We start from the raw sequence: 23,619 nt of genomic DNA, 5'->3' as shown, positions 1-23,619 counted from the left end.
GGAGGGTGCGTCAGTGAACGTCTCTGTTCCCCTGGTGGCGATCCTCGGCGCCGTGGTGTGGGTCGCGTGGCGGTACATGGGGCTTCGCGGTTGGCACATCGCGGTGTGCCTGCTGTTCGGGTTCCTCCTCGCCGCGACCAGTGCCGCGCCGGAAATCCGCCGGCTGGTGGCCGTCCTCGTCCGGTCCCTTTCTCAGCACTGACGTCCCCTACCGAAGGGAGGGATGCCTTGGTGCCTGATACACCGCCGCATGTCCAAGTCAACGTTCAAGAGGTGCGAACGCGGAGCCTGGCCGCGCGGGAGATCCTCTCCAGCCTTTCCGAGGCGATGCCGTCCATCGAGGATCTGTGGGCGCGGCTCTACGCCGCGCTCGCCGATGTTCCCCAGCTCCTCTCAGAGATATCCCGGCTTTCGTCCCTGCTGGCGAAGGTCCGGCGGGACCGCGCGAATCTGGCGGCTGCGGGGCGAGCCACTCTCAGAGCTGACCGCGACGGTGAGCCGGATCCGCTGTATTACCTGCGCGATGAGCTGCGCGCGCAGGGGCACCTTCCCGCGGAGTCCTGGGGGCGCTCATGAGCCGGACGCGTCAGATGCGACGGCATGCGCAGAAGATGCGGCGCAGTGGGTTGCAGCCCATGGTGATCATCGACCGTGACGACCAGTTCCCGGATGTGGCCGCCGTCCTCCTCGCGCGGGCCCTGTGGCGGTACCGGTCCGAACTGGGACCGGTCTACCTGGTGGCTGCGCTCGCCGTAGGGGGCGCAGTCCTGCACGTCGCGCACTCGGAGTGGTGGCCGTGGCTGCTGACCGTTGCTGGCTTGGCGGCGTGGGCTCTCACCATGTTCGGCGAGAGGTTGGGCCTCTCGCCGCGAATCGAGCGGCTGTATGCCGCTGCCGTCGCGTTGGGGGCCGGTGGGTGGCTTTCTGCGGCCACGGCACTCGGGCCCACGATCCCGCCGCTTCCTGTGATGCTCGCCGGGGGCGCAATCGCGCTCGCCGCGCCGTGGTGGGCGCACCGGAGGCGGCGCGCCAGAGTCCGAGTCGATCGGCAGATAGCCGCGTGGCCGGAAATCGCGAAGGACGTCGGGCTCGCCGGATCACGCGCGCAATCCGCGGTGGTGGACGTGTGGGGATGGCGCGCACGGTTCGCCCTGGCACGCGGCCAGACGATCCAAGACGTCATCGCCAAGGTTCCGGCTATCGAGTCGGCGCTCGGGACGTTCCGGGGCGCTGTGCGCGTCGCACCGACCCGCGACGGCAAGGCCAACCGGTTCGAGTTGCGGGTACTCGACAGAGACCCGCACGCCGATGCGATCCCGTGGCCGGGACCGTCCGTCTCCTCCATCACCGAACCGATCGACCTCGGCCCGTTCGAGGACGCGACCGGGGCGCGTGTTCTGCTGCTGCGACGTCACGGGCTCTTCGGGGGCGTAGCCGGCTCCGGGAAGAGCGGCGGGATCAACGTCCTGATGGGCAACCTCAGCGCGTGCCGGGACGTCGTTATCTGGGCCGTCGACCTCAAGCGCGGGATGGAGCTCCAGCCGTGGGCGTCCTGTATCGATCGGCTCGCCACCACACCGGAGCAAGCCCGCGCCATGCTGCGCGATGCCGTCACCGTCCTGGAAGCACGTGCCGAATGGCTCACAGCCAACGGGGCGCGCGTATGGGATCCGACGCCGGAACACCCCGCACTCGTCATCGTCGTGGACGAGTACGCCGAACTCGCCGATGACGCTCCCGACGCCGCAAACGACACGGACTCAATCGCGCGACGGGGGCGCGCCGTCGCCGTAACCCTCATCGCAGCAACCCAGCGCCCCACGCAGAAAGCCATGGGCAAGGGCGCCGTCCGCTCACAGATGGACGTCCGCGTGAGCTTCCGCGTCCGTGAAAGGAAGGACGTCGATCTCATCCTCGGACAGGGGATGCTCAGCGCCGGATGGCACGCCCACACCCTCAACGCCCCCGGCAAGTTCCTGCTCTCCGCACCCGAACACGACACACCTCGACGAGGCCGCGCCTACCTGCTCACCGATGCCACCGTGGCCGAGACAGCAGAGCGCCACGCGCCCATCCGTCCGACGCTGGACGAGGTCTCCCTACGCGCGCTGGACGAGGCACACATGACGCCAGCCTCCGAGCCGTCCGTCCTCGTAGCGCCGTCCCGCGAAGACCACGCCGAGACAGCACTGAGAGAAGCCCTGGACGGCGCGCCAGACGAGGGCCTCCCGATCGCCCACCTTCTGATGCTCACAGAGCTGAGCCGCCCCACCCTCTACCGGCGCCTCGCCGAACTGGTGAAAGCCGGCCACGCCGTCCAAGTCGGACGAGGCCGCTACAAGGCGACCGATCACACCCGGTAATCGTCTCAACGTCTCGTCTCGCGTGCGCGTCTGCACGTATGGGCGGCTGAGACGCCCATGAGACGAGACGAGAGACGAACACACACCGCAACCGAGGAGATGATCCCCACCCACATCCGCGCACGGCCCCGGGACGAAAGCCCGGGTGAGAGGAGGTGGTGTCCCCTGCAGGCGTACACCGTCGAGCAAGTGGCCGAAATCCTCAGCATCGGACGGGACAAGGTCTACTTCCTGATCCGCACCGGCCAACTCCGCAGCATCAAGATCGGCAAGCTGCGCCGCATCACTGACCGGCACCTCGCCGAGTTCGTCACCTCCCTGGAAGAGCCCTCCCTCGAAGAGGCCAAGCGCTGACACCCACACGGGAGGCCCGGCCGGACCTCCCCCGCAGAACGGGCCTCCCAACCTAGGGACGTCTTGGGACGTCTTGAGTTATGGTCAGTGGTGACCTCGACCGATACGAGGAGGGATCCGTTGGCAAAGATCCTGGTCGGCAAGTACGAGGGGTCGATCTACGAGGAGGGCGACGGATACACCGGCGCGCTCTCGCTCGGGTTCGGCCCGGACGGCAAGCGCAAGCGGCTCAAGAGAAAGGGGCGTACCAAGACAGAGGTCAAGGACAAGCTCAAAGAGGCCGTCGAAGAGCTGAGCAAGGGCGTCAAGACGGACCGCAACTATTACGTCCGGGACGCGGTAGAGGAGTTCCTCGCCGCGTTCGCCAAGTCCGGCAAGTCGCCGAAGACCAACGAGGTCTACCGGTCACTCGCCGATCATCAGCTCATCCCGTTCATCGGACGGACGCGCCTCAAGGAACTCACAGCCGACGACGTCGAGACGTGGCTCAACGGCCGAGCCGAACACCTCACCTCGTCCTCGCTCGGCATCGTCCACAGCATCCTCAAGCGCTCGATCCGCAGAGCGGCGCGCCATGACCGCATCGGCCGGAACGTCGCCGAACTCGTGGACACCCCGGACGGCAAGCCCGCCCGCAAGTCGCGCTCTCTCAGCCTGGTGCAAGCGAGCACGCTTCTCGAAGAGGCGAGCAAGCCGGTGCACCGGTTTGGCGCATACGTCGTCCTGGCGATCGTCTCAGGACTTCGAACGGAGGAACTCCGCACCCTCAAGTGGAGCGACGTCGACCTGGACAAGGCAACCGTCTACGTCCTGCGAGCCGACCGCCACAAGGGCGAGACCAAGACGGCGCTCAGCCGCCGCGGACTCGGCATCGCGGACATGGGCGTGGACGCGCTCCGCAGTCACAAGACGAGGCAGGCGGCCGAGAAGCTCAAGGCCGGCGAGGCGTACCAGGACAACGATCTCGTGTTCTGCCACGAGGACGGACGCCCCTACACCGCGCAACACGTCCGGCACCGGTTCCGCCGGATACTCACGGCGGCGAAGCTCAACCCCGCCGAGTGGTGCCCCCGCGAGCTACGGCACACGTTCGTGTCCCTCATGAGCGATCACGACGTCCCCATAGAGAAGATCAGCATCCTCGTCGGGCACTCCAGCACGAAGATCACCGAAACCGTCTACCGTCACCAGCTCAAGCCCGAGATCCGCGACGGCGCAGAGCACATGAACGACATCTTCACCCGCAACACAAAGTCCGCGTAGGGGCGAGCGTGCTCCCGACCTGGCTCCCCAAGGCATCGGACGCAAAGGCGCCCCTCTCCCACCTGGATCAACGCAAAATTCAGGCTTGGGCCTCACTTAGGGAACCCCTGAGCCACCCTTATTCACGTCCCGTCTGAGGGTGGTCGGGGAGGGTGGGCTGGAGTCGTTCACCTGCGCGGACGGGTGGGAACTCGGTTGTGGGGGCGGGTGGGGGTGCCCGGGTCGGGGGAGTAAGAAGTGGCTTCGCGACTCTCTGCACATGTGGCATGACTCTGGGTAACATGCTGGTGTAAGTCCGCCGCCTCAAGGGGGAGGTTTCAGATGCACGTAAGGATGAAGCTCGGCGTCGCCGCGGCCGCTACGGCGCTCACCGGCGGTGCGCTCGGGCTCGGCGCGGCCGCCTCGGCCGCGCCGCCGCCGGTTCCGGGCCAGAACGGGTCACACGCGGCCCATCCCAGCCCTTCGCAGCCGCAGGAGGAGGGCCACGGTCCGGGCGCCATCGAGGTCGGGCCGCAGGGCGCGGCCGAGGCGATGAACCGGCTCCTCGCCCGCGACGGGGGGCGCGCCCACTGGTGCTACGGGGAGGTCCTGCCGGAGAACGGGCTCAACGTCCGCACCGGGCCGAGCCTCGACTACCCGGTGGTCGGCGTCCTGGCGAGGGACTCCAAGGTCAAGACCGACTGGGACACCATCGAGCGCAGGGACGGCTACCTGTGGGTCATGATGACTCCCCACCGCTGGATCGCCGACTACAAACTCGGCCCTGACAACGGGGACACCGTCGGTAAGTGGTACGTCAAGTACTTCAACTGCTGACCGCAAGCTCACCGGGCCGGCGTCCCCAGGACTCCGGCCCGGTTCGGTCGCGCTGATAGCGTCCCCGCATGGAAGAAGTGCCGTACACCGGTGATGAGAAGGAAAGTCTGAAGGCCGCCCTCGACCGGCATCGGGACGTGGTCCTGTGGAAGCTGGACGGCCTGGACGAGGAGCAGGCGCGGCGCCCCATGACCCCGTCCGGCACGAGCCTGCTCGGCCTGACCAAGCACCTCGCCGCGGTCGAGTACGACTGGTTCTCCAGGACGTTCGGGCGGGAGACCGAGCCGCTTCCGTTCAGCGACGACGACCCGGAGGCCGACCTCAGGATCGAGCCCGGCGAGACCATCGAGGGCATCGCCGCGTTCTACGGGCGGGCGCGGGCCGCGTCCGACAAGGTCATCGAGGAGCTGGGCCTCGAGGACCGGGGCACCGCCTGGCACGGCGCCGAGGTCTCCCTGCGGTGGGTGCTGATCCACATGGTCGAGGAGACGGCGCGGCACGCCGGCCACATGGACATCCTCCGCGAACTGCTCGACGGCGCGACCGGTGACCACGTCCGCGAGGAGGGCTAGCCCCCGGGCGCGTGGGTGAGGTCGTGCGGGTCCGCGAGGCCCACCACCCGGATCGTGTACGAGCTGGGTGCGGTGGGCACGTTCCCGCTGGCGACGATTCCCGCGACGGCGATGAGGACGGCGACGACGAGGCCGACGACGCCGATGAGGCCGGCGGCGACGTACTGGGGGCGGGGGCGTCTCATGCCGGTCACGGTAGGCGCGCTCCACGGCGTCCCCACCCTGGTTAAGGCGGATTTAAGGCGACTCTATGCCTGCCCTACGTCCCTCAGAGGTCACGCGCTTCCCCGGCGTCTTCTCATGCGTGATCCCGCCTGATCCCTAGCTCAGACCCGCGACCATTCTGTACCGCAGCAGCCGATGAGCGGCCCACGCCGGTTTCCTGACCTATTTGCACTAGCGGGTATGCATAAACTCGTCACATGGACGGCGACGCTTGGGTGGACACGGAACCCTCGGCGGAGGCGACCCTCGGCGACAGCCGCGCCCGGGTCCTCCAGTTGATCAGGACCGCGGGCTCCGGACCACTCGGCATACGGGAGATCGCCGAGCGGGCCGGGCTGCATCCCAGCACAACGCGTTTCCATCTCGACGGTCTGGTCGAGTCGGGCTTGGTGGAGCGGGTGACCGAGGATCGCGGCCGGCCCGGACGTCCGCGTTCGATGTACCGGGCGGCAGGCGACGACGGGAGGCGGAGCTACCGGCTGCTCGCGGGGATGCTCGCAAGTCTCGTCGCCGGCATGCTGCCCGATCCGCGCGAGGCCGCGATCGAGACCGGCCGTGCGTGGGGACGCTATCTCACCGATGCTCCCGCGCCGTTCCAGCGCCTCCGTCTCGCGGACGCTCTCGAGCGGCTCAACCGCCTGATGGCCGGCATGGGCTTCAGTCCGGAGTTCGAACACGACGCCGAGCACCCGGATCCGGAGGAGATCCGGCTCCGGGTGCACAATTGCGCCTTCGGTGATATCGCCGACCAGCACGCGGACGTCGCGTGCTCCCTGCATCTGGGCCTGATCCAGGGGGCACTCGCCCAGATGGACGTGCCGCTGATCGCGGATCGGCTGGACCCCATGATCGCGCCGCACCTCTGCCTGGCTTATCTTCGCCGCGAGGGGAAGCCGTCCACGGAAGGTGACGGCGGGCCGGTCGAACCGATCGGACGTCCGACCGCCGACTGATCACAGGTGTCAGAGGCTCTGCTCGCCGGGCTCGTCCCGAACGGCCGTCCGCCGACCGAACAGGGCGACCAGGATCGCGGCGACCACCGCGACCTCGATCACGACGCTGATGACGTCGAGGACACCGACCGCCTCTGCCTCCCCTGCCTCGGGCCCGAAGGGCAGCCCCGCCGTACGGGTCACCGCCCACAAGGTGAGGGCGCCGAGGTTGACGAGCAGCCCGGACAGCAGCATCGGGCGCTCGTCACCGGTGTACACCAGCACGGCCCAGATGAGCTGGAACATGCCGATGGCGCTGAAGAACACGCCCTGCGCCCACCATTCGTCCAAGTGCTCCGGGACGACGGCGTAGTGGACGAGCGCCGCGACGAACGAGCCGATCGCGGCGTACCGCCTGTACAGGGCTTGCGATCGCAGGCCCGCTCCCTTGCTTCTGGCTTCGAGCAGCGTGGTCATGGTCGCCTCCTTGGTGTCGGGTCAGCCGACCTGGAAGAGGCCGAGGCCTCCGTTGGCCATGTTCATCATCTTGTGACCGAGGAAGGGGTAGGTGCCGGCGTCCGGAAGGGTGAACTCGACGAAGCCGCCCTGGGTGGGCTGCAGGTCGAGTACCTGTGACCCGCCCTTCTCCGGGTTGCCCCGCCGCAGGGTGTACTGGCCTTCCTTCCACACCGTGTCGAAGATGGTCCCGACGACGTGGAAGGCGATGTTCTCGTTGGGGCCGCTGTCATCGACCCACACCCTGACGCGTTCACCGGGCTTCACCTTGATCGGGGAATGGACGTACTGGTTGTGGTAGCCGTTGAGCACCACGGCGTCGTTCCGGCCGGCCAGCATCTTCTTCAGGTCGCCGGGCTTGCCCTGCGGCCCGAGGTACAGCTCCGACTGGACCAGCACCAGTTCCTTGTCGACCTTGCCGAGGTCCGGCGGGTCGACGATCAGTGCCCCGTACATGCCGTTCCCCATGTGGTAGATCATCGGGTCGGCACCGCAGTGGTAGGTGAAGATCCCGGAGAACTGGGCCTCGAACTCGTAGACCAGCGACTCGCCGGGTTTGATGGTCCTCATCTGGACGTTCGGCGCGACCTTCGAGGCGTGGAAGTCGATGGAGTGCGCCATCGTCCCCCTGTTGACAAGTGTGATCTTGAAGGTGTCACCGACCTTGCCGCGCAGGGTGGGGCCGGGCGCGGTCCCGTTGAAGGTCCACCGCACCTGTTTGACCCCGGGTGCCACCTCCATCTCCTTCTCGGTGACGGTGAAGGTGGCCTCGTGGACGTCCTTGCCGTCGTTGACCGGCGCCGTCGGATCGTGCGCCTTCCAGCCGGCCGGAGGCTTCGCGGCCGGGTCGATCTTCGCGTTTCCGTCGTCGGCGGCCACGGCCGCGCCGCCGCCCGCCGCCGCGGTGGACGTGGTCTTTCCGCCGGTCACGGTGATCTCGACGAGCATGCCGGCGTCCTTGTGCCCGGGGATGACGCACCATGCCTGGGTCGACTCGGTGAGCACGCCCCAGTGCTGGGTCGCGGACGTGCCCGGTTCGAGCTGTCCGCCGTTTCTGCCTTCCAGGTTGAGGGTGTGCGGCTGGCTGCCCTTGTTGACGACCTTCACGGTGACATCGGCACCGGCCGGAACCGTGACCTTGTTCGGCTTGATGTACATGTCGCCCTCTTCGAACTCGAGGGTGACCTTCTTTCCCGCTCCGGGGAGGGCCGCGTCCACGCCCCCGGCCGAGGAGGCGGCGCCGCCCGCAGCCGAGGCCAGCCGGTGGGGGCCGTGACCGGGGGATGCGCTGACCATGAGGAGCCCGACGATCAGTCCCAGCGCGAGTGCGGCGCTGATGGCGGGCAGGAGTCCGCTGAGGGCCGTGACCCGGCGGCCATGAGAGAGGGCCGCGTGCGTCCCTCTGTCGGGGGCCGGGTGATCCGGCGCAGGGGTTGTTGACATTGCTCACTCCGAATGTGCGAGAGAGGGGAAAGGGACGGTCATGGGCCGTGGGCGGCGGCCGCACTCACCTCACGTGACCTGCATCTCCATGACCAGTCCGAACATGCCCTGGGAGCCTTCGGAGTGGGAGAAGATATGGCAGTGCCAGATCCATTTGCCGGGCTGGTCGGCGTGGATCAGGACGGTGTAGCGCTCTCCGGGTGCGACGTTGAGCGTGTCGGCCTTGTAGGTCTGTTCCAGGGGGAACCCGTCCTTGGCTATCACCACCTGGTCCACACCGTGCAGGTGCATCGGATGCGCCATGCTGCCCGCGTTGACATAGGTGACCTCGACCCAGTCGTTCAGGCGGGCCTTCAACGGGGTGGTGGCGGGGAAGGACTTGCCGTTGAGCGTCATTCCGATCGCGCCGGCGTCCTGGATCTGAATGATGTGCTTCTGGGCCACCTTCTCCTTGTTCGGGGTCGGGATCTCGCCGAACTGGATCGCGCCCCACAGCCCGCTGCTCACCTGCTTGGTGCCGTTGTAGTGGGAGTGGTACCAGGAATCGGCGATCCGCGTCACCGGGAAGGCGTAGGTGAAGGTGCCGCCGGGCTTGATCGAGTCCTGGGTGACGCTGGGGACGCCGTCCATCTTGTTGGGCAACTGAATGCCGTGCCAGTGGACGCTGGTCGGCTCGGGCAACTCGTTCTTCACGACGATGCGGACCTTGTCTCCCACGTCGGCACGGATCGTCGGGCCCGGCACCATGCCGTTGAAAGCCCACGCGTCCACGACCTTCCCCGGCTCCACCTCCCACCTGACGGGCTTGGCCGTCAGCCGGAACTCCTTGGTTCCGTCCGGCAGCACCTTGGGCGCCAGTACCTGCCCTCCCTGCCCTTCGGTCGCCGCGGGGAAGCTCTTGTCACGCTTCGCCATGGCCTCGTCCATGGCCTTCCACCCGTCGGATCCGCCGTGGGTGGCCGCGCCGTCGGGTGAGGTCGCATCATGACCCGCGGCCCCGGCCGGGTCCGACGTCCCGGCCGAATGCGACGTCCCCGCCGCGGCGCCGCCTTCGCGTGGAATCGTCCACAGTGACACGGTCAGCGCCACCGCGAACGCCAGCGCGGCGATCAGCGCTTTCGATCTTGCACCATCCATCCTGCCGACCCCTTCCGGGTCCAGTTTTTACTAGTGAGATAGTTTTTATAGGTAAAAATGGACACAGTCCAGAGGAGGGTGTGTGAGGCGTCGCACAGTCGAGCACCGGGCCAGAGGCCGAGGAGCCGGTTCAGATGAACGATCCCCGGCAGTTGAAGCGAGTGACTTGCGACAGCAAGTCACTTAGAGGCATGCTCTATACACCTGGAGTCACAAACTGCCTCATGGGCCGCGAACCGACCGGAGGTCTGTCCGTCTCACTCCGGTCGGCGGGCAAGGCGAACGGGGACCCGATCAAGGCACGTTTTTTCAAAAGAACTAGTTTTTACCCGCAACAGCTGCACCGACTCACAAGGTTCACCGCGGGCCCCGCGGCCACACGGGGCACCCTCGCCCGGCGCAACCCTCCGACAGAGGAGGAGGGGCACGGCCCCGGCGGCGACCTTGCCGGCTCCGGGCGCAGGCGGCTCCATGCCCGGCATACCGGGCGCCGGTCAGGTGCGGGAGTGGCGGCGGCGGACGAGGCGGCGGGAGCGGCGGGCCGGCGGCAGCCACCTCGTCCGGAACCACATCTGCACCTGGGCGCCGCCGAGGACGCTCCGGTGGATGCGCAGGTAGCCGCCGGTCGACTCGGCGGCGCGGCGGGCGATGTCCAGGCCGAGGCCGGTGGAGCCGCCGCCGCTGCTGCCCCGCTTCAGCGCCGCGTCCGGGTCGGATATGCCGGGGCCGCCGTCGGCGACGAGGATGCCGGTGACGCCCTGCCCCTGGTGGAGGGTGACGACGAAGCCGGTGCCCTCGGCCGTGTGCCGGAAGACGTTGCCGAGCAGCGCGTCCACGGCGGCGGCGAGCTCGGTGCCCGGGATCGGCAGCGGCGCGGGGCCCTCGGCGCCGATCAGCTCGCAGGAGCGCCCCTCGTCCTCGGCGAGGACGGACCAGAACGCGACCCGGTCGCGCAGCACCTTGGAGGCGTCGCAGCTGCCCCGGCCGGTGGGCCGCCGGACGGTCCGGATGATCTGGTCGACCTCGCGCTCGATCCGGTCGACGGCCTCCCGGGTCTGCTCGGCGACGTGCCCGTCCCCGAGGGCCTCGACGTTGAGGCGGAGGGCGGCGAGCGGGGTGCGGAGCCGGTGCGACAGGTCGGCCGCCATCTCCCGCTCGGCCGACAGCAGCTGGACGACGTGGTCGGCCATCGCGTTGAACGCCAGGCCCGCCTCGACCAGTTCGGGCGGCCCGTCCGGCTCGATCCGCACCGACAGCTCACCGTCGCCGAACGCGCCCGCCGCCTCGGCGAGGCGGCGGGTGGAGCGGATCATGCGCGCGCCCAGCCGGTCGGCGACGGCGACGGACCCGGCGACGAGCGCGGCGGCGACCGTCGTCATGACGAGCCACGCCTTCCAGACGCCGCGCGACAGGTCCTCGTCGGGCAGGAACACCTCGACGACGGCGGTGCGGCCCGCGTCCAGCGACACCGGCTGGAGCAGCGCGTACCCGCCTTCCAGGCGCGCGGTGTACGAGCGGCCGCGCCGCCCGGCCTCGGCGAGTTGGTCGGGCCGGGCGGCGTTCTCGGTGCGGGGGTTCTTCGGGACGAGCCCGCCGTCCGGCATGTGCACGGTCATCCGCCCGGCCGCGCCGGCCTGGGTGCTGGCGACGGCGCGTTCGAGCGCGGCCGGGTCCTCGGTGACGACGAGGACGGGGCCGAGCGCGCTGGCCTGCCGCTCGGCGGTGGTCAGCGCGCGGTCGCGGGCGATCTCCCGGACGGTGAGGGCGAGCGGGATGAGGAACGCCAGGGCGACCATCGAGGTGACCGCCAGCGACACCAGGACGAGCGTCCGCCTCATGCGCCCGGGTCGGCCAGCCGGACCCCGACCCCGCGGACCGTGTGCAGGTAGCGGGGGGCGGCGGCGGTCTCGCCCAGCTTGCGGCGCAGCCAGGACAGGTGGACGTCGATGGTCTGGTCGTCGCCGTAGGCCTGCCGCCACACCTCGGCGAGCAGCTCGCGCCGCGCGACGACCCGGCCGGGACGGGCGGCGAGGTAGGCCAGCAGGTCGAACTCGCGGCGGGTCAGCTCCAGCGGCTTGCCGTCCAGCAGCGCCTCCCGGCGGTCGAGGTCGATGTGCAGGCCGCCCACGCTGAGCTCCGCGGTGGGCCCGGACCGCGCGGACCTGCGCAGCACCGCGGCGAGCCGGGCGCTGAGGTGCTCGATGGAGAACGGCTTGATGAGGTAGTCGTCGGCGCCCGCGTTCAGTAACCGGACGATCTCGGGCTCGTCGTCGCGCGCGGTCGCGATGATGACCGGCACGTCGGAGATGCCGCGCAGCATCTTCAGCACCTCGGCTCCGTCGAGGTCGGGCAGCCCGAGGTCGAGCACGACGACGTCGGGCGGGGACTGCGTGACCTCGCGCAGCGCGTCCATCGCGGTCCCGACGCTGCGCACGACGTGCGACCGGACGCTCAGCTCCCTGATCAAGGCGGTCCGGACGTTCGCGTCGTCCTCGACCACCAACACACTCGCCATGGCGGAACCGTATGCCACCATGTGCCCATGCGTCGCGCGATGTCGTATGTTGCCCCATGGGCCGGGGTGACCGCGCTCGCGGTGGCGCTCTCCTGGCTCGGGGTGCGCGGCGTCGTGCGCAGCGCGGTGTCGGACCGGTCGGCCCCGCCGCCGATCGCCGGGCCGGTGATCCATTCCAGCCCGTCCCCGCCGCCGGGACCGACGGGCATCGGGTCGCCCACCGCGCGGTCGAGTCCGCCGACGGGCCAGGACCAGGGGCCCCGGCCGTCCAAGACCCCGAAGGCGCCGCCCGGCAGGCCGGACGGCTCCGCCTCGCCCAAGCCGACCGACCACGTGCGCAGCTACGCCACGCGCGGCGGAAGCGCGGCGATGTCGATCGAGAAGGACCGGGTGCGCCTGGTGTCGGCGACCCCCAACCCCGGCTACGAGACGCGCGTGACGCAGACCGAGGGCTGGCTGCGCGTCGACTTCCTGTCCGACGAGCACACCTCGTCGATCATCGCGTCCTGGTACCAGCACGCCCCGACCGTCAAGGTCTACGAGTACTGAGCGGGGATCCACCGGTTTGTCGACCGTTTCGTGCCGCGACGGTTTCGGCGGCGAACCCAGCGGGAAACAGTGGGTCAAATCGCTGGGACCGGCGGGGGCGGTCGGAAAGGTCAACGGCTCCCATGGTTCTGGATCCCGGAGAGGCCGGGCGCGCCGGCGCCGCGGACGCCGAGGAGCGCCGCGCGCAGGTCCGCAAGGCCGCCGCCGCGAGCGTGATCGGCACCTCCATCGAGTGGTACGACTTCTTCCTCTACAACACCGCCGCGGCCATCGTCTTCAAGGACGTCTTCTTCCCCGAGTCGAGCGACTACGCGGGCACGCTGTCGGCGTTCGCGACCTACGCGGTGGGCTTCGCGGCCCGTCCGGTGGGCGCGGCGGTCTTCGGGCACTGGGGCGACCGGCTCGGCCGCAAGGCCACGCTGATCGTCACGCTCGTGCTGATGGGCGTGTCGAGCGCGCTGATCGGCGTGCTGCCGGGCACCGAGACGATCGGCTGGGCCGCGCCCGCCCTGCTGGTGTTCCTGCGGATCCTGCAGGGCATCGCGGTCGGCGGCGAGTGGAGCGGCTCGGTGCTGCTGTCGATGGAGTGGGGCGACCGGGAACGGCGCGGGCTGATGGCGAGCCTGCCGCAGCTCGGCGTCCCGATCGGGCTCATCCTCGGCACCGGCATGATGACCGCCATCGCCCTCTCCGCGGACGAGGCGTTCCGCGCCTGGGCATGGCGCATCCCGTTCCTGTTCAGCCTCGTCCTCGTCGCGATCGGGCTGTGGGTGCGGGTCCGGGTGATGGAGACGCCGCTGTTCGCCGAGGTCGTCAAGCGCGACGAGGTCGCCCGGGTACCGGTCGTCGAGGTCGTCAGGCGCCACCCCAAGGAGATCGTCCTGAGCGCGCTGCTGCGCTGCTCGGAGCAGATGCCGTTCTACCTGTTCACCTCGTTCGCGCTGACCTACGTGCACAAGCACCTCGACATGGCGCAGGGGCTCGCGCTCAGCGCGGTGACGGCGGCGGCCGCGCTGGAGCTGTTCACGATCCCCGCCTCCGGGCATCTCGGCGACCGCATAGGGCCCCGGCGGGTGTACGCGGCCGGCTCGATCTGCGTGGCGCTGTTCGCGTTCCCGTACTTCGCGCTGCTCAACACCGAGATCGCGGCGCTGGTCGTCGTCGCGGTGGTGGTGGCGCAGATCCCGCACGCCGTCCAGTACGGGCCGCAGGCGTCGCTGATCGCCTCGACGTTCCCCACGCGGCTGCGGTACGGCGGGGCGGGCATCGGCTACCAGCTCGCCTCGGTGTTCGCGGGCGGCCCCGCGCCGCTGCTCGCGACGTGGCTGCTGCACGACTACGGCTGGCAGGCCATCTCGATCAGCATGATCGTGGCCTCGGTGCTGACCCTCGGTGCGCTCGCCCTGCTGCCCGCGCCGGTCCCGGACCGGACGGAGGTCAGTACTGCGACGTGACGAACCGCTGCGGCATGATGAACATCGCGGTCGCCTCGACCGTGACGCGCCCGTCCGGCGCGCTGATCGTCCCGGACGCGTAGACCTTGCGCCCCTCCACCCGGCTCGCCTTCGCCTCCACCTGGAGCGGGACGCCGAGCGGGGTGGGGCGCCGGTAGCGCGTCTCCAGGGTCGCGGTCATGCCCGGGTTGCCGCTGGCGGCCGCCGCCATGCCGAGCGCCTGGTCGAGCACCATCGCGGAGACGCCGCCGTGCACGTACGAGGGCGGGCCCTCGTAGACGGCGCCGAGCGTGAACGTGCCGCGGACGATGCCGTCCGAGTCGGCCTCCAGGACGATCGGCGGCGCGAGGGGGTTGAGCGCCCCGGCGACGGGGTTGGCGATCTGGCGGTCCATGCGGGTCTCGCCGGGCGTGGCGAACGGCGGCGCGTCGCGGCGCTCGGCGGAGAGCCGGGCGGTCAGCGCCGCGATCTCGTCCGCCACCGCGGCGGCCTCGGCGGCCCCGGCGGCGGTGAGGACGGTGGCCTCGGCGAGTTCGCGCACGCGGGCGGCGAGACCCGTCAGCGCCGCGGCCTCGTCGTCCCCCAGCACGGGCCGGTCCATCGGGATCTCGCTCAACTCAGCCTCCTCGCGGGGCATGCCCCCTCGCCCCATTGGCCGAACGAAATTCTAGAAGATGCGGGCGACCGGTCCGGACACCGGTCCCGCTGAGCGGTCGCCGCGCGGGCGCGCCCGGCTCCTATAGATTCCTGCGTATCCCCTGCAGGGACACTCGACGAGGACATGAGGACGCCCCGTGACGGACCAGCCCCCACCGCCGCCTTCCGACCAGCCCCCGCCTTCCGACCAGCCCCCGTCGTTCGACAAGGCGCCGTCTTCGGACCAGCCGCCCTCGTTCGACCAGGCGCCGCCCTCCGACCAGCCGCCGCCTCCCCAGCAGCCGCCGCCCTATTACGGCGCCTACGGCCAGCCGCCCGGGCAGCCCGGCCTGCCGCCGGGTCCGCCGCCCGGTGCGCAGCCCGGCGCCGCGTACGACCCGCGCTACGGGTACGGCCCTCCCGGCGTCCCGTACGCCGCGCAGAACCCGGGCGAGGAGACGACCTGGGCGATCTTCGCCTACGTCGGGAACGTGCTGATCGGCTTCATCCCGCCGCTGGTCATCTACCTGGTGAAGAAGAACACCTCGCCGTTCACCCGGTTCCACGCGGCGCAGTCGATGAACTACCAGCTCACGATGCTCATCCACCTGCTGGCCGTGGCTGCGCTCTGCGCCCCGCCGGCCATCGTGATGAAGGAGCCCGCGTTCCTCGTCCCGCTCATCCTCCCGTACCTGGAGGTGCTGATCGGGGGCTGGGTGTTCCTCATCCTCGGCGCGGTGAAGGCCGGCAAGGGGCAGTACTACCGGTTCCCGACGTTCTTCTGCTTCCGCATGATCCGCTAGCTCACAGGTGGGCGCGGGCGTACTCGTCCAGCACCGGCAGGACCGCGTCGCGGCCGCCCGCGGGGACGCGCAGCACGACCTCCTCGATCCCGAGCGAGGCGTAGTGGTCGAGCTTCCCCGGGGTGGGCAGCGTCCCGAACGGGATCACGGGCACCGGGTCGCGGCCCGCGTCCTCGCAGGCGCGGCGCAGCGCGGGCAGGGCCTCGCGGACGCCCGCGCCGCCGATCGGCATCCACCCGTCCCCGTACTCGGCGATGTGCGCGAACAGGGTGGGGCCGGGGGCGCCGCCGAGCAGCACGGGGACGCGGCGGGACGGCTTGGGCCACGCACGGCTAGCGGCGAAGCTCACGAACTCCCCCTCGAAGGACGCCTCCTCGTCCGTCCAGAGGGCCCGCATGGCGAGGACGTGCTCGCGCGCCACGGCCCTCCGCCGCTTCCACGGGACGCCGTGGTCCGCGCCCTCCTCGGCGTTCCACCCGTAGCCGATGCCGAGCACGACCCGTCCGGGGGCAAGCCGGTCGAGGGTGGCGACGGCCTTGGCGGTGACGATCGGCTCGCGCTGGGCGGGCAGCAGGACGCCGGTGCCGAGGACGATCCGCTCGGTCGTGACGGCGGCCGCGGCGAGCGACACGAGCGGGTCGAGGGTGCGGGAGTACTCCTCGGGCAGGGTCTCGGCGCCCGTCGGCGCCGGGGTGGCGCGGGACACGGGGATGTGCGTGTGCTCGGGGAGGTAGAGGGAGGCGAACCCGCGCGCCTCCGCCTCCCCGGCCAACTCGTGCGGCGCCATGGTCAGGTCGGTCGCGAACATCGTGATGCCGAGGCGCATGCCGAGTCCCTCCGTCAAGGTCCCCGCAGCCTATCGGCGTGACCAAGCGATAGCTCGGCGCGGCTCAGCCGCCGAGATCGCAGACGGCCGCGGTGGCGTCGTCGTGGACCTTGCCCCGCGGCCAGCGGACGGCCCGGGGGTCGGTGCGCTCGGCCTCCCGCGTCCGCTCGATCAGCGCCGCGGGCCCCCGGTCGGCGGCCAGCGCCGCCAGCCCTGCCCAGCCGGTGGCGCCGAACATGTCGGCGAGGCGCGTCGCGCCGTCGGTCAGCAGGAACGCGCGGCGCAGGTCGGCGGCCGGCACCGTGCCGGTGATCGCGGCGTCGGCCACGGCCGGGTCCGCGGCGGCGTAGTCGCGGCCCCCGGTGATCTCCCGCAGGCCGTCGCGGCCGTCCAGCAGGACGGTCGAGTCGGCGAGCACCAGGTAGTCGACCAGGTCGCCCCGCCGCCGCAGCGCGAGCACGGTCGCCGCCGGGGTCGTCGGGACCCGCAGGTCGCAGGTGGCCCGGTGCGCGGCGGCCACGTCCGCGATCGCCCCGGCGAGCCGCGCGACCAGCGGCCGGGCGCCGGGCCGGTGCGCGCCCTCGGGCGGCCCCACCGGCGGGCCGGCCTGCGGCCCGAACCCTTCGAGCAGCCGCGCCAGGAGCCGGGTGCCGAGCGACCGGGAGTACCAGGCGTTTCCGTGCGCGCAGCCGAGGTCGGTGCCGAGGGGCAGCCCGCACCCGTCGAGCACCACGACCGCTCCGGCGGCGGCCGCCACGAAGTCCTCGTTGGGCCGCTCTAGGCTGCCCTGGTCCGTCGCCCACTCCACCCGCATCCGTCCACATCCTCCCGTCGGCCGGTCCCCAGTATGGGCCGGACGGCGCGGGCGCGCTCTCAGACAAGGACGGCCCGGTCGTCCACGCGAGCGACGGCCCGGACGGGGGCCCCGTCCGCGCCCGCCAGGGCCAGCGGGAACAGGGAGACGTCGATCGCGCAGCCCGCCGCCTGGGCGTCGGCGAGGCGGCCGAGACCGGTCAGGTTCTCCGCGATCACCGCTCCGGCGCCGCAGAGGACGCGGTGGGCGGTGAGCGAGAAGTCGTCCGAGCCGGGCGGCGGGGTGCGGTCCACGCTGAGCGCGTCGATGCCCACCGTCAGCACGCCCGCGGCGACGATGGCCTCCGCCGTCTCGGGCGCCGGATAGGGGTGGGCCAGGTAGTCGGCGGTCCCCCAGCGCTCCGACCAGCCCGTCGCGATGAGCAGGACGTCGCCCGGCGCGAGACCCGCCGGGACGGCGTCCGGCGGGATCGGCGCGCGGGGCGGCAGGCCCCGCACGTCCATCACCACGGCCGGACCGGTGAACCGCGCCAGCGGCAGCTCGTCCAGCCTCGGCAGCGCGTCGTCGATGTGGAACGGGGCGTCCACGTGCGTGCCGGTCTGCGACCCCAGGTGCAGCCGGAGCACGTTCACGCCCGCCTCCGCGACCGTGAGGGCCGGGACGGCCTCCACCTCGGGGTCGCCCGGGTAGACCGGCATGCCCGTGGTGATCGGCACCGACAGGTCGAGCAGCTCAACGCCCATGTAATCGATTATCCCGGCCGCACCCCCACCCGGTAGCGTTGCGGCGTGTTGCCACATGTGACCGCCATCCGCTACGTGACGCCGCTCCGCGAGGGCGGATCGCTTCCGGGCGTCGTCGAGGCCGACGACCTCGGCACCTACGTCATGAAGTTCCACGGGGCCGGGCAGGGCCGCAAGGCGCTGATCGCCGAGGTGATCGCCGGCGAGCTGGCGCGCCGCCTCGGCCTGCGGGTGCCCGAGCAGGTGCTCATCGACCTGGACCCGGCGATCGGACGGCACGAGCCCGACCCCGACGTGCAGGACCTGCTGAAGGCCAGCCCCGGCTGGAACCTCGGCGTCGACTTCCTGCCCGGCTCGCTCGGCTTCGACCCGCTCGGCTGGAGCCCCGACCCCGGCTTCGCCTCCCGGGTGCTGTGGTTCGACGCGTTCATCGGCAACGTCGACCGCAGCTGGCGCAACCCGAACATGCTCGTGTGGCACGGCGACGTGTGGCTCATCGACCACGGCGCGAGCCTGATCTTCCACCACGCGTGGTCCAACGCGGCCCGGCTGTTCTCCGGCCCGTACGACGTGGACGACCACGTGCTGACCCCGTACGCGACCCGGCTGGAGGAGGCCGAGGCGGAGCTCGCCCCCAGGATCACCGAGGGGCTGCTGCGCGAGGTCGCCGACCTCGTGCCCGACCACTGGCTGGAGGGCGAGCCCGGCTTCGCCGACCCGCAGGCGCTCCGCGACGCCTACGTCGACATCCTGCTGCCGCGCGCCGGGAAGCCGCGCGACTGGCTGCCCGGCCTCGACGTCAGCGGCCACCGCCCGGACACCTCCGCCCGGCGCGGCCAGAACCGTCCCGGCTGGCTCGGAGGCGCCTCGTGACCTCCGGCAGGACGACCAACATCAGGACGGCGGCCGAGCCCGCGGTGTTCGAGTACGCCGCGCTGCGCGTCGTCCCGCGCGTCGAGCGGGGCGAGTCCATGAACGTCGGCGTGGTCGTGTACTGCCGCGCCCTCGACTACCTCGGGTGCCGCACCCACCTCGACGAGCGGCGCCTGCTCGCCCTGGACCCGGCGCTCGACCTGGCGGGCGTCCGGGCCGCCCTCAACGCGGTGGACGCGGTCTGCTGCGGCGGGGAGCGCGCCGGCCAGGCCGCGAAGGAGGCCCCCGGCGCGCGCTTCCGGTGGCTGACCGCGCCGCGCAGCACGATCGTGCAGCCGGGCCCGGTGCACGCCGGGCTCACCGGCGACCCGGCCGCCGAACTCGACCGGCTCCTCGACCTGCTGGTCCGGTAGCGGCCGGCCTGGCCCGGCTTCGGATCAGGTCCACTCCCAGCGGATGCCGTGGTAGCCGGCGGCCATCCCGAACTCGATGAAGTGGACGCTCTGGTAGCTGGACAGCCGCAGGTCGGCGGTGTCCTTCAGCGCGGTGTGCCCGTCGGGGCGCCACGTCCGGTAGCAGCGGGCGGGCAGCGCCGCCGGATGGAACCGGATCTCGATGAGGTACTCGTGCTGCGGGGTGCGGAAGCCGCGGCCCTCCTCGGTCACGGGCGGGCCGGTCTCCTCGAACCCGAAGCCGTACTCCAGCAGGTAGGTCTCGCCGCGGCCGAGCGCCCGGTCGAACAGCAGCTCGGCGGCGATGAGGCCGCTCGCCTCGTCCATCCGGACGCGGCCGAACCGGCACCCGCGCACGGTGCGCGACGAGGGCAGCACGCCCTGCGGGTGGTGGTAGACGGCGATCCAGCGGTCCACGCCGCGCTGCTGGGCCTGGAACACCGCGCGGACCCGGACCTCGCGCAGTTCCCGCCGCCGCCCGATGATGTACTGGTCGTGCAGGCTGAGGCCGGTGAGCTGCCGCTCGCCGCGGTCGCCGATCTCGTCCAGCAGGTCGCGGACGCCGGGCTCGGGGCACAGCTCCTCGACCGGCAGCCAGGGCCCGGCGGGACGGTCGGTGGTCGGCCTGAGCAGCGTCAGCAGGGAGTGCCGCGGCAGCTCGAGGATGGTCTCCAGGCCGCGGACGGCGCGCAGGGAGTCTGCGCGCTCGGGCCGGGTCCGGCCGCGCTGCCAGTAGCTCAGGGTGGACAGGCTGACCGCGATGCCCTGCTCCTCCAGGCGGCGCCGCAGCGAGTCGAGGCTCAGTCCGCGCGCCTGGATGGCGGCGTGCAGGGCGACGTTGAACGGCCCGTACTGGAGGACCTGGAGAAGATCGTCCTCTGCGACACTCTGCATGCTCGGCCTCCGGATCGGCTCCGGCCGGCCCCCGCAAAACGGCCTTGACTACCGCAATTGCAACTTCCGCGCTCACTGTAAGGCTCCGCGGGCGGGATGCCAACAGGCAAACTGTCACAACCGTCGGCCCCGGCTTCCGCCGAAGCGGTCACCGGGGCCCGGTCGCGCCGTGGCGATGAATCCTACCGACGTGATCCGGTCCCCGCCCGCCGCTCGCACGGCGGGCGGGGTGCCGGATTCCCGGGTCCGCCGGCGCGGACCGGACCCGGAGGCCCTGTCAGAGGCTGCGCTTGTTGAGCAGGCGGTTCGGCGTCCCGGACGGGTTGCCGCTGATCACGCCGCTGACCGCGTTGGAGGTCAGCCAGCTGCGGATGGTGCTGTAGGAGGCGTTGCCGTTCGCGGCCTTGTAGAGGGCGGCGACACCGGTGACGTGCGGGGTGGCCATCGAGGTGCCGCTGATGGTGTTCGTCCCGCCGTTCAGCCAGGTCGAGGTGATGGACGTCCCCGGTCCGTACAGGTCGACGCAGGACCCGTAGTTGCTGTAGGAGGCCTTGGCGTCGCTGCTCGTGCTCGCCGCGACGGTCGTCGCGTTCGCCGCGCTCGCCGGCGAGTAGTTGCAGGCGTTGCCGTTGTCGTTGCCCGCGGCGACGGCGAGGAAGACGCCGGAGCTCGCGAGGCTGTTGGCGGCGGAGTTCACCGAGGAGGAGTAGCCGCCGCCGAGCGACATGTTGGCCACCGCCGGGTTGGAGTGGTTGCTCGCCACCCAGTTCATGCCCGCGATGACGCCGGAGTACGTGCCGCTGCCCTGGCAGTTCAGCACGCGGACACCGCGCAGGTAGACGTTCTTGGCGACGCCGTAGGAGGTGGAGCCGACCGTCCCGGCGACGTGCGTCCCGTGGCCGTTGCAGTCGACACCGTTGCCGCCGGTCGCGTCGTACACGTTGGACGCGCGCCCGCCGAACTGCGGGTGCGAGGTGTAGATGCCGGTGTCGATGATGTAGGCGTACACGCCCGCGCCGGTCGAGTTGTAGGTGTAGCTCTTCGACAGCGGGAGGGCGGTCTGGTCGATGCGGTCGATGCCCCACGACGGCGGGTTCGACTGCGTGGTGTCGGCGCGGACGACCGCGTCCTGCTCGATCGACGCGACGCCGGGCGTGCGGCGCAGCTTCGCGAGCTGGTCGGAGCTGAGCTTGGCGGCGAATCCGTTCAGCACCTTGCCGAAGCGGTGGGTGGTGCTGATCCCGCGCTTGGACACGGTGGCGCCGACCGACACACCGGACTTCAGCGTCACGATGTACTGGCCGGCGACGCCCTGGCCCGGGGCGGCGAGGGTGAGCGGCGCGTTGGGGGTCACGGCCTGGGCGGGGGTGGCGAGGACGGCGGCGAGGGGCGCCGCGGCGAGGGCCGCGAGCAGGGGCTTCTTCATCGAAACTCCGTTCGTGGGGGGCACCCCGGCCACAGGGGGAGGCCGGGGTCACGAAGCCGATCGATGTGAATGCTCTGCGAGAACGCGAGAAAGCGTCAACATTTCGACGCCGACTGGATTTCAGCTGTTAATGCCACTCCCACTCGATGCCGACGATGCCGCGCCTGACGGCCCCGACCGCGAGGTTCGCGCTGCCCGAGGTGCCGATCCACAGCTCGCCGAGCCGCCTGCGCGGGGACGAGGAGCCCTCGGCCGTGAAGCCGTAGCAGCGCGCGGGCAGCCGGTCGCCGTCGAACTGGACGAGCGCCACGTAGTCGTGGACCGGGTGGGAGAAGCGCCGGTCGTAGCTGTCGGGTGCGGGCTGCCCCACCGGACCGAGCTCGTACTCGACGACCGCCGTGTCCCCCGTCGACAGCACCCGGTCGAAGACCAGCTCGAACGCCACCAGCCCGCCCTCGGCGCGGATCCGGCCCGGGCGGCAGTACCGCACGTCCACCAGCCCGGCCGGGTCGCCGCCCGCCCCGTTGCCCGTCTGGTGGACGCAGACCACGCGGTCGATGTCGTCGCCCACCGCCCGCAGGACGGTCCGCACCGACAGCGTCCAGGACCGGCGGGCCTCGTCCAGCCGGAAGACGTCGTGGACGCTGAGACGTTCGAGCCGGTGGTCGCCGGACCGGTCGAGCTGGCCCACCAGGCAGGCGTAGCGTTCGGGATCGGGCCACAGGTCCCGGACGCCCCGGCCGCGCTCCCCCGCGTTCGGCTGCCCGGCGCCGCCCCCGCCGCGCGCGGCGGGCCCCCGGACGGGCGCGACGGCGTGCGCGGGGTCGTCCAGCAGCTCGGTGAGGGTGCCGGACGGCACCTGGAGGATCTCCTCCAGCGCGATGACCACGGTGCGCGAGCGCGGTCTGCTGCGGCCCCGCTGCCAGTAGCTGAGGGTGGCCACGCTGACCGTGAGGCCGCGCCGGCCGAGCCGGTGGCGGATCCGCTCCAGGGTCAGCCCGCTCGACTGGATCGCCTGCCGCAGTGCCCCGGCGAACTCCACGGCGGGATGGTACCCGGCAGGGAAGATCGAATCAGAGACCAGGGCAGATCAGGCACGTAATGACAATCACCTGAGAATCCCAGGAAAGGAGCGTTTCAGAACAGAATCGACATAAACGAGCCCGACTCGGTGAACCCCACCCGGCGGTAGGCCGCCCGCGCCCGCGTGTTGTAGTCGTTGACGTACAGCGAGACGGTCGGCGCGATGCTGTGCAGCGCCTCCCGCACCACCGCCGACATCCCGGTCTCCGACAGGCCCCGCCCCCGCAGGTCGGGGGGCACCCACACGCCCTGCACCTGGCAGGCCAGCGGGGTGACGGCGCCGACCTCGGCCTTGAACATCACGCGGCCGTCCTCGATCCGGGCGAAAGCGCGGCCGTCGCGGATCAGCTCGGCGACGCGGGCCCGGTAGAGCACGCCTCCGTCGCCGGCGTTGGGCGACACCCCGACCTCTTCGGTGAACATTGCCACGCAGGCCGGGTAGACGATGTCGAACTCCTCCATCCGGACCCGGCGCACGCCGGGGTCGGCGGGCACGTCCGGGACGGTGGAGGTCGCCATCACCGGCTGCTCGGCGCGGACGGCCCTCGGCGGCCCCCAGTAGGGCGCCAGGATCTCCCACAGCTCCCCGACCGCGTCGACGGGCCCGACGATGGACGAGCAGCGCCGCCCCTGGGCCTGGGCCCGCTCGGCGAACGCCCGGACCGCCTCCGGCCCGGCCGCGACCGGGATGAGGTTGGCGCCCGAGTAGCACAGCGAGACGAGCCGGCCCTCGCGCAGGTAGCCCCACATCTGGGCGCCGAGGCGGCGCGGATCGAGCCCCGCGGCGTGCACGCGGGAACTGACGAACACGTTGGACACCGGGTCGGCGTCCAGGATCGCGAGGGCCTCCGCACGGTACCGGTCGTCCAGCACGCGCACCGGCATCGAGCCCAGCATCCGCACGGCTACCGGCCCCCGGGCCTCACCACT

27 protein-coding genes are annotated in these 23,619 nt (G+C 71.2%); 13 read left to right on the top strand and 14 right to left on the bottom strand.

Going from position 1 to position 23,619, the window contains the following annotated elements; all coding sequences use genetic code 11:
- The 7 genes from ABWI07_RS27305 to ABWI07_RS27275 all read left to right on the top strand — a co-directional run.
- The coding region (locus ABWI07_RS27305; protein WP_353820205.1) for a hypothetical protein at nt 1-202 on the top strand (202 nt) is incomplete at its 5' end.
- A 29-nt stretch (nt 203-231) separates the two neighbouring features.
- Nucleotides 232-576, top strand: a complete 345-nt coding sequence (locus ABWI07_RS27300) for a hypothetical protein (RefSeq protein ID WP_353820204.1) — start codon at nt 232-234, stop codon at nt 574-576.
- Between the two features lie 59 nt (nt 577-635).
- On the top strand, nt 636-2,363 hold the full coding sequence (locus ABWI07_RS27295; RefSeq protein ID WP_353820203.1) for a cell division protein FtsK: 1,728 nt from the start codon (nt 636-638) through the stop codon (nt 2,361-2,363).
- A 57-nt stretch (nt 2,364-2,420) separates the two neighbouring features.
- Nucleotides 2,421-2,717: a helix-turn-helix domain-containing protein gene (locus ABWI07_RS27290; protein WP_353820202.1), complete on the top strand. Its 297-nt coding sequence runs from the start codon at nt 2,421-2,423 to the stop codon at nt 2,715-2,717.
- Nucleotides 2,718-2,837: 120 nt separating this feature from the next.
- The gene (locus ABWI07_RS27285; protein ID WP_353820201.1) at nt 2,838-3,980 is read left to right on the top strand and encodes a tyrosine-type recombinase/integrase; all 1,143 of its coding nucleotides are present in this window, start codon (nt 2,838-2,840) and stop codon (nt 3,978-3,980) included.
- Between the two features lie 321 nt (nt 3,981-4,301).
- Nucleotides 4,302-4,796, top strand: coding sequence for an SH3 domain-containing protein (locus ABWI07_RS27280; protein ID WP_149257734.1), 495 nt, complete (start codon nt 4,302-4,304; stop codon nt 4,794-4,796).
- Nucleotides 4,797-4,864: 68 nt separating this feature from the next.
- On the top strand, nt 4,865-5,368 hold the full coding sequence (locus tag ABWI07_RS27275) for a DinB family protein (RefSeq protein ID WP_149257735.1): 504 nt from the start codon (nt 4,865-4,867) through the stop codon (nt 5,366-5,368).
- On the opposite strand, the gene ABWI07_RS27270 is transcribed toward ABWI07_RS27275, so the two are convergent.
- On the bottom strand, nt 5,365-5,553 hold the full coding sequence (locus tag ABWI07_RS27270; protein WP_149257736.1) for a hypothetical protein: 189 nt from the start codon (nt 5,551-5,553) through the stop codon (nt 5,365-5,367). The genes ABWI07_RS27275 and ABWI07_RS27270 overlap by 4 nt on opposite strands.
- A gap of 237 nt (nt 5,554-5,790) precedes the next feature.
- Here ABWI07_RS27270 and ABWI07_RS27265 point away from each other — a divergent pair, with 237 nt between their 5' ends.
- Complete coding sequence (locus tag ABWI07_RS27265) at nt 5,791-6,546, top strand: helix-turn-helix transcriptional regulator (protein ID WP_149257737.1); 756 nt, start codon at nt 5,791-5,793, stop codon at nt 6,544-6,546.
- A gap of 9 nt (nt 6,547-6,555) precedes the next feature.
- Here ABWI07_RS27265 and ABWI07_RS27260 read toward each other — a convergent pair whose 3' ends face one another.
- The 5 genes from ABWI07_RS27260 to ABWI07_RS27240 all read right to left on the bottom strand — a co-directional run bounded on the left by ABWI07_RS27260 (nt 6,556) and on the right by ABWI07_RS27240 (nt 12,136).
- Nucleotides 6,556-7,002: a hypothetical protein gene (locus tag ABWI07_RS27260; RefSeq protein ID WP_149257738.1), complete on the bottom strand. Its 447-nt coding sequence runs from the start codon at nt 7,000-7,002 to the stop codon at nt 6,556-6,558.
- A gap of 21 nt (nt 7,003-7,023) precedes the next feature.
- Entirely contained in the window at nt 7,024-8,337 is a 1,314-nt protein-coding gene (locus ABWI07_RS27255; RefSeq protein ID WP_160160853.1) for a multicopper oxidase domain-containing protein, read from the bottom strand.
- 216 nt (nt 8,338-8,553) lie between these two features.
- Entirely contained in the window at nt 8,554-9,621 is a 1,068-nt protein-coding gene (locus tag ABWI07_RS27250) for a multicopper oxidase family protein (RefSeq protein ID WP_149257740.1), read from the bottom strand.
- Between the two features lie 494 nt (nt 9,622-10,115).
- Entirely contained in the window at nt 10,116-11,459 is a 1,344-nt protein-coding gene (locus tag ABWI07_RS27245; protein ID WP_149257741.1) for a sensor histidine kinase, read from the bottom strand.
- Nucleotides 11,456-12,136: a response regulator transcription factor gene (locus tag ABWI07_RS27240; RefSeq protein ID WP_200841696.1), complete on the bottom strand. Its 681-nt coding sequence runs from the start codon at nt 12,134-12,136 to the stop codon at nt 11,456-11,458. Before ABWI07_RS27240 ends, ABWI07_RS27245 begins: the two co-directional genes overlap by 4 nt.
- Nucleotides 12,137-12,163: 27 nt before the next feature.
- On the opposite strand from ABWI07_RS27240, the gene ABWI07_RS27235 reads away from it, so the two are divergent.
- Nucleotides 12,164-12,685, top strand: a complete 522-nt coding sequence (locus tag ABWI07_RS27235) for a hypothetical protein (protein WP_149257742.1) — start codon at nt 12,164-12,166, stop codon at nt 12,683-12,685.
- Nucleotides 12,686-12,807: 122 nt separating this feature from the next.
- Entirely contained in the window at nt 12,808-14,139 is a 1,332-nt protein-coding gene (locus tag ABWI07_RS27230; protein WP_353820200.1) for an MFS transporter, read from the top strand.
- On the opposite strand, the gene ABWI07_RS27225 is transcribed toward ABWI07_RS27230, so the two are convergent.
- A complete protein-coding gene (locus ABWI07_RS27225) occupies nt 14,123-14,755 on the bottom strand; it encodes a PaaI family thioesterase (RefSeq protein ID WP_160160854.1) in 633 nt (210 codons plus the stop codon). The genes ABWI07_RS27230 and ABWI07_RS27225 overlap by 17 nt on opposite strands.
- 178 nt (nt 14,756-14,933) lie before the next feature.
- Between ABWI07_RS27225 and ABWI07_RS27220 the strand changes: the two genes are divergently transcribed.
- Complete coding sequence (locus tag ABWI07_RS27220; RefSeq protein ID WP_353820199.1) at nt 14,934-15,578, top strand: DUF4870 domain-containing protein; 645 nt, start codon at nt 14,934-14,936, stop codon at nt 15,576-15,578.
- Nucleotide 15,579: 1 nt separating this feature from the next.
- Here ABWI07_RS27220 and ABWI07_RS27215 read toward each other — a convergent pair whose 3' ends face one another.
- The 3 genes from ABWI07_RS27215 to ABWI07_RS27205 are packed head-to-tail and all read right to left on the bottom strand — an operon-like array spanning nt 15,580 to nt 17,961.
- Nucleotides 15,580-16,422, bottom strand: a complete 843-nt coding sequence (locus ABWI07_RS27215) for an LLM class F420-dependent oxidoreductase (protein WP_353820198.1) — start codon at nt 16,420-16,422, stop codon at nt 15,580-15,582.
- Nucleotides 16,423-16,468: 46 nt separating this feature from the next.
- The gene (locus ABWI07_RS27210) at nt 16,469-17,218 is read right to left on the bottom strand and encodes a hypothetical protein (protein WP_353820197.1); all 750 of its coding nucleotides are present in this window, start codon (nt 17,216-17,218) and stop codon (nt 16,469-16,471) included.
- Nucleotides 17,219-17,277: 59 nt separating this feature from the next.
- Nucleotides 17,278-17,961: a cyclase family protein gene (locus ABWI07_RS27205; protein WP_353820196.1), complete on the bottom strand. Its 684-nt coding sequence runs from the start codon at nt 17,959-17,961 to the stop codon at nt 17,278-17,280.
- 45 nt (nt 17,962-18,006) lie between these two features.
- Here ABWI07_RS27205 and ABWI07_RS27200 point away from each other — a divergent pair, with 45 nt between their 5' ends.
- A complete protein-coding gene (locus ABWI07_RS27200; RefSeq protein ID WP_149257748.1) occupies nt 18,007-18,834 on the top strand; it encodes a HipA family kinase in 828 nt (275 codons plus the stop codon).
- Complete coding sequence (locus ABWI07_RS27195) at nt 18,831-19,247, top strand: DUF3037 domain-containing protein (protein ID WP_353820195.1); 417 nt, start codon at nt 18,831-18,833, stop codon at nt 19,245-19,247. The genes ABWI07_RS27200 and ABWI07_RS27195 overlap by 4 nt, the downstream gene beginning before the upstream one ends.
- Before the next feature lie 24 nt (nt 19,248-19,271).
- On the opposite strand, the gene ABWI07_RS27190 is transcribed toward ABWI07_RS27195, so the two are convergent.
- The 4 genes from ABWI07_RS27190 to ABWI07_RS27175 all read right to left on the bottom strand — a co-directional run bounded on the left by ABWI07_RS27190 (nt 19,272) and on the right by ABWI07_RS27175 (nt 23,586).
- Complete coding sequence (locus ABWI07_RS27190) at nt 19,272-20,180, bottom strand: hypothetical protein (RefSeq protein WP_149257749.1); 909 nt, start codon at nt 20,178-20,180, stop codon at nt 19,272-19,274.
- Between the two features lie 277 nt (nt 20,181-20,457).
- Nucleotides 20,458-21,606, bottom strand: a complete 1,149-nt coding sequence (locus ABWI07_RS27185) for a S8 family peptidase (RefSeq protein WP_353820194.1) — start codon at nt 21,604-21,606, stop codon at nt 20,458-20,460.
- A gap of 127 nt (nt 21,607-21,733) precedes the next feature.
- Entirely contained in the window at nt 21,734-22,648 is a 915-nt protein-coding gene (locus tag ABWI07_RS27180; RefSeq protein WP_353820192.1) for a helix-turn-helix domain-containing protein, read from the bottom strand.
- A 95-nt stretch (nt 22,649-22,743) separates the two neighbouring features.
- Nucleotides 22,744-23,586 (bottom strand): GNAT family N-acetyltransferase, encoded by an 843-nt coding sequence (locus tag ABWI07_RS27175; protein ID WP_353820209.1) that lies wholly within the window; start codon nt 23,584-23,586, stop codon nt 22,744-22,746.
- Between the last annotated feature and the right edge of the window lie 33 nt (nt 23,587-23,619).

The sequence above is a fragment of the Actinomadura sp. NPDC000600 genome, from assembly GCF_040492135.1.
GTDB lineage: Bacteria > Actinomycetota > Actinomycetes > Streptosporangiales > Streptosporangiaceae > Spirillospora.
The sequence above is the reverse complement of the archived record's forward strand: the minus strand, read 5'-3'. Positions and strand labels throughout refer to the sequence as shown.

What these genes read in the sequence shown, in the direction of transcription:
- ABWI07_RS27205 (WP_353820196.1), bottom strand. Translation starts at nt 17,961, where the DNA reads ATGGGCGTTGAGCTGCTCGACCTGTCGGTGCCGATCACCACGGGCATG.
- ABWI07_RS27260 (WP_149257738.1), bottom strand. Translation starts at nt 7,002, where the DNA reads ATGACCACGCTGCTCGAAGCCAGAAGCAAGGGAGCGGGCCTGCGATCG.
- ABWI07_RS27280 (WP_149257734.1), top strand. Translation starts at nt 4,302, where the DNA reads ATGCACGTAAGGATGAAGCTCGGCGTCGCCGCGGCCGCTACGGCGCTC.
- ABWI07_RS27290 (WP_353820202.1), top strand. Translation starts at nt 2,421, where the DNA reads ATGAGACGAGACGAGAGACGAACACACACCGCAACCGAGGAGATGATC.
- ABWI07_RS27255 (WP_160160853.1), bottom strand. Translation starts at nt 8,337, where the DNA reads ATGGTCAGCGCATCCCCCGGTCACGGCCCCCACCGGCTGGCCTCGGCT.
- ABWI07_RS27175 (WP_353820209.1), bottom strand. Translation starts at nt 23,586, where the DNA reads ATGCTGGGCTCGATGCCGGTGCGCGTGCTGGACGACCGGTACCGTGCG.
- ABWI07_RS27190 (WP_149257749.1), bottom strand. Translation starts at nt 20,180, where the DNA reads ATGCAGAGTGTCGCAGAGGACGATCTTCTCCAGGTCCTCCAGTACGGG.
- ABWI07_RS27240 (WP_200841696.1), bottom strand. Translation starts at nt 12,136, where the DNA reads ATGGCGAGTGTGTTGGTGGTCGAGGACGACGCGAACGTCCGGACCGCC.
- ABWI07_RS27185 (WP_353820194.1), bottom strand. Translation starts at nt 21,606, where the DNA reads ATGAAGAAGCCCCTGCTCGCGGCCCTCGCCGCGGCGCCCCTCGCCGCC.
- ABWI07_RS27245 (WP_149257741.1), bottom strand. Translation starts at nt 11,459, where the DNA reads ATGAGGCGGACGCTCGTCCTGGTGTCGCTGGCGGTCACCTCGATGGTC.
- ABWI07_RS27275 (WP_149257735.1), top strand. Translation starts at nt 4,865, where the DNA reads ATGGAAGAAGTGCCGTACACCGGTGATGAGAAGGAAAGTCTGAAGGCC.
- ABWI07_RS27230 (WP_353820200.1), top strand. Translation starts at nt 12,808, where the DNA reads ATGGTTCTGGATCCCGGAGAGGCCGGGCGCGCCGGCGCCGCGGACGCC.
- ABWI07_RS27270 (WP_149257736.1), bottom strand. Translation starts at nt 5,553, where the DNA reads ATGAGACGCCCCCGCCCCCAGTACGTCGCCGCCGGCCTCATCGGCGTC.
- ABWI07_RS27295 (WP_353820203.1), top strand. Translation starts at nt 636, where the DNA reads ATGGTGATCATCGACCGTGACGACCAGTTCCCGGATGTGGCCGCCGTC.
- ABWI07_RS27210 (WP_353820197.1), bottom strand. Translation starts at nt 17,218, where the DNA reads ATGCGGGTGGAGTGGGCGACGGACCAGGGCAGCCTAGAGCGGCCCAAC.
- ABWI07_RS27250 (WP_149257740.1), bottom strand. Translation starts at nt 9,621, where the DNA reads ATGGATGGTGCAAGATCGAAAGCGCTGATCGCCGCGCTGGCGTTCGCG.
- ABWI07_RS27265 (WP_149257737.1), top strand. Translation starts at nt 5,791, where the DNA reads ATGGACGGCGACGCTTGGGTGGACACGGAACCCTCGGCGGAGGCGACC.
- ABWI07_RS27235 (WP_149257742.1), top strand. Translation starts at nt 12,164, where the DNA reads ATGCGTCGCGCGATGTCGTATGTTGCCCCATGGGCCGGGGTGACCGCG.